Origin of the sequence: Pengzhenrongella sp. (assembly GCF_036565025.1) — a bacterium.
In the GTDB taxonomy this organism is placed as follows: domain Bacteria; phylum Actinomycetota; class Actinomycetes; order Actinomycetales; family Cellulomonadaceae; genus Pengzhenrongella.
Map to the genome: position 1 here is coordinate 1 of NZ_DATCNW010000175.1, position 2,671 is coordinate 2,671.

Below are 2,671 nucleotides of genomic sequence, written 5' to 3' on the forward strand. Positions count from 1 at the left end.
CCGGCGGGCGCCCGTCGAGATCGTCACCGGCGACCGCGACCTCTTCCAGCTCGTGAACGACGAGACGCGGGTTCGGGTGCTGTACACCTCGCGCGGGGTGAGCGACCTGGACGTGGTCGACCAGGCGCGCCTGCTCGCGAAGTACGCGGTGCCGACCGGGCAGGCGTACGCCGAAATGGCCGTGCTGCGCGGCGACCCGAGCGACGGGCTGCCGGGCGTTCGCGGGATCGGCGAGAAGACCGCCGTCGCGCTGCTCGAGCGGTACGGCGACCTCGCGGGGATCCTGGCTGCCCGGGACTCCGGGGACCGCGGGCTCACCGCGACCCAGCGCGCGCGACTGACCGAGGCGGCCGCCTACCTCGAGGTCGCGCCGAACGTCGTGCGGGTCGCGCCCGACGCCCCGGTGGGCGAGTTCGACGACGCCGTCCCGCTCACCGCGGCGGACCCGGAGGCCCTGGTCGCCCTGGCCGAGCGCTGGGGACTCACCTCGAGCGTCACCCGCCTCATCAACGCCCTCGCCCGGTAGCCGTCCCCCGACCGAGCGCCCCCGGAACGCTCCGATCCACCCCGCCACCTCGACGTGTCAGCGTGTGCGCGGTCCAGGGACCGCGTTCAGGCTGACACGTTTCGTCGGCCTTGATGTGTCAGCGTGTGCGCGGGCTGGGGACCGCGCTCGGGCTGACAAGTCGTGGGAGCGGTCAGGCCGGGGGCGGGACCTCGGCGAGGGGGAGGCCGAGGAAGGTGGCGTGGTCGGCGACCGCGGCATCGAGGGCTTGGGCGGCGGTTGCGTCTAGGTCTCGCAGCAGGTCGAGCCGGATGAGGACGTCATCGCGACGGACCGTCCGCTTCCACCTCCCGGCGACCTCACCGTCGAGCAGGATCAGGTTGTTGAACCGATTCGTCTCGCGCGCGGTGGCCCGCGCGACCCCGGTCGGGTCGAGCAGGCGCTTGCTCTCGGTGTAGCCGACGATGTACTCGTCATAGCCCTGGACGAGGTTCACCACCGGGCCGGCTCGGGCCTTCTCGGGCGCCGGCGTCCGCGTCGCCGACGCGGAGTAGAGCGTGAGGCCGTCGACGACGGTCCGCTCGAGTCGGTCGCCAGCTGCGGCGATGCCGTCCGCGATCTCGGCGAGCGTCAGGCTGGACCACCAGCGCAGGTCCTTCGCGGTCGCGGGGCCGTGGCTCGTGAAGTACCGCAGCGTGAGCTCGGCGAGCGCCTCGCCGCGGGAGAGGACCCGGCCGGCGGGCACGCGATCGGTGAGCAGCGCGTGGGTGTGCTGCCGTCCGACCATCGGGCCGGAGCAGATCAGGCCCCCGAGTTCGGCGTGAATGAGCACGTACGCGAGACCCGGGCCCGACGTCGGCAGGCCCGCTGCGCCGAGCGGGCCGACGAGCTGAGCACGCGTGAGGTGCGCGCCGCCGGCCAGCTCGCGGGCAAGGACCGTCTCGGCCCGGGCGAAGGCGGCGGCGTCGAGGTTCGCCTGGCGGTAGTAGTACGCGTTGAGCTGGTGCACGCGCGGCCCGGTCAGCGCGAGCAGCCAGGGGAGATCCTCGGGCAGGACGAAATGCCAGGTCGGGCGCAGCACGTGGGTGCGCAGGATCCGGCCCGCCTGGAACGCAGCGTGCACGGCGGCCTGCGGCACGACGCCGTCGCCGTCGGGCACCGACCGCTGGCCCAGCGACCACAGCGCCGGGCCGTAGTCCTGCGACTGCACCGCGGTCAGGTGCCGGACCACGTCCTCCGCCCGCTCCCGCCGCGCGCCCGTCAGCAGCACGTTCCCCAACCGCAAGGAAACGACCTCGCCGAGAGTGGAGTAACCGCCCTTGGAAAGCCCTTTCATGGGGCGGTTACTCCACTCTCGGCGGAGGTTCCGACGCGTTGGGACTCGGCTCGTACTCACCGGTCAGGGGCATGAGGGCCAGTCAACACCTCTCCCCGGCCGGTGTCGGGGCAGAATGCTCCCCGCCCGGGTACTGCCGGGCGCTACGCGAGGAGTGTCACGTGATCACGGTCAGCACCGACGGTTCCTGCCTGCGCAACCCCGGCGGCTCGAGCGGCTGGGCCTGGGTCAACCACGACGGGACGTCGGCGGCGGGCGGGATCGCGTCGGGCACCAACCAGATCGCCGAGCTCATGGCGGTGCTCGAGGCGATCGGGGCGCACCCGGGCCCGGACCACCTGCAGATCGAGTCGGACTCGCAGTACGCGATCAAGTGCGCGTCGGTGTGGGTCGCGGGCTGGAAGCGCAAGGGCTGGCGCACGGCCGGCGGCAAGCCGGTGTCGAACCTCGCCCTCGTGCAGGGGATCGAGCGCGCGATCTCCGAGCGCACCGGACCGGTCGCGTTCACCTGGGTGCGCGGGCACGTCGGCAACCACTTCAACGAGCGCGCCGACGAGCTCTGCGGGCAGGCGGCACGCGAGACGCAGGCCGGGCACCGCGCCGGCCCCGCGGTGCCGACGGCGGAGTCCGACTCCCTGTTCTGATCCTCTCCAGCCCCCCAACGCCCCCACTCACCCGCTAACGTCCGAGCGTTGACGTCCTATAGGACGTCAACGCTCGGACGTCAGCGGCGGGAGCGGTAGCGGGGGAGCGGTAGCGGGGAAGCGGTAGCGGGGAAGCGGGCGGGTGAGGCGTTGCGGGTGGGGTATTGCGTGTGAGTGGCGACGGTC

At 72.9% G+C, this 2,671-nt stretch carries 3 protein-coding genes; 2 read left to right on the forward strand and 1 reads right to left on the reverse strand.

Features of this window, described 5'->3' with window-relative positions; translation table 11 throughout:
- Positions 1-526, forward strand: a 526-nt coding sequence (locus tag VIM26_RS10065) for a 5'-3' exonuclease (RefSeq protein WP_331950707.1), incomplete at its 5' end; no start/stop codon positions are given.
- 172 nt (positions 527-698) lie between these two features.
- Here the strand turns inward: VIM26_RS10065 and VIM26_RS10070 are convergent.
- Complete coding sequence (locus VIM26_RS10070; protein ID WP_331950709.1) at positions 699-1,841, reverse strand: winged helix DNA-binding domain-containing protein; 1,143 nt, start codon at positions 1,839-1,841, stop codon at positions 699-701.
- A 161-nt stretch (positions 1,842-2,002) separates the two neighbouring features.
- Between VIM26_RS10070 and VIM26_RS10075 the strand changes: the two genes are divergently transcribed.
- Positions 2,003-2,485 carry a ribonuclease H gene (locus VIM26_RS10075; protein WP_331950711.1) on the forward strand — a complete coding sequence of 161 codons (483 nt, stop codon included), beginning with the start codon at positions 2,003-2,005 and terminating at the stop codon, positions 2,483-2,485.
- Positions 2,486-2,671: the final 186 nt, after the last annotated feature.

What these genes read in the sequence shown, in the direction of transcription:
- VIM26_RS10070 (WP_331950709.1), bottom strand. Translation starts at nt 1,841, where the DNA reads ATGAAAGGGCTTTCCAAGGGCGGTTACTCCACTCTCGGCGAGGTCGTT.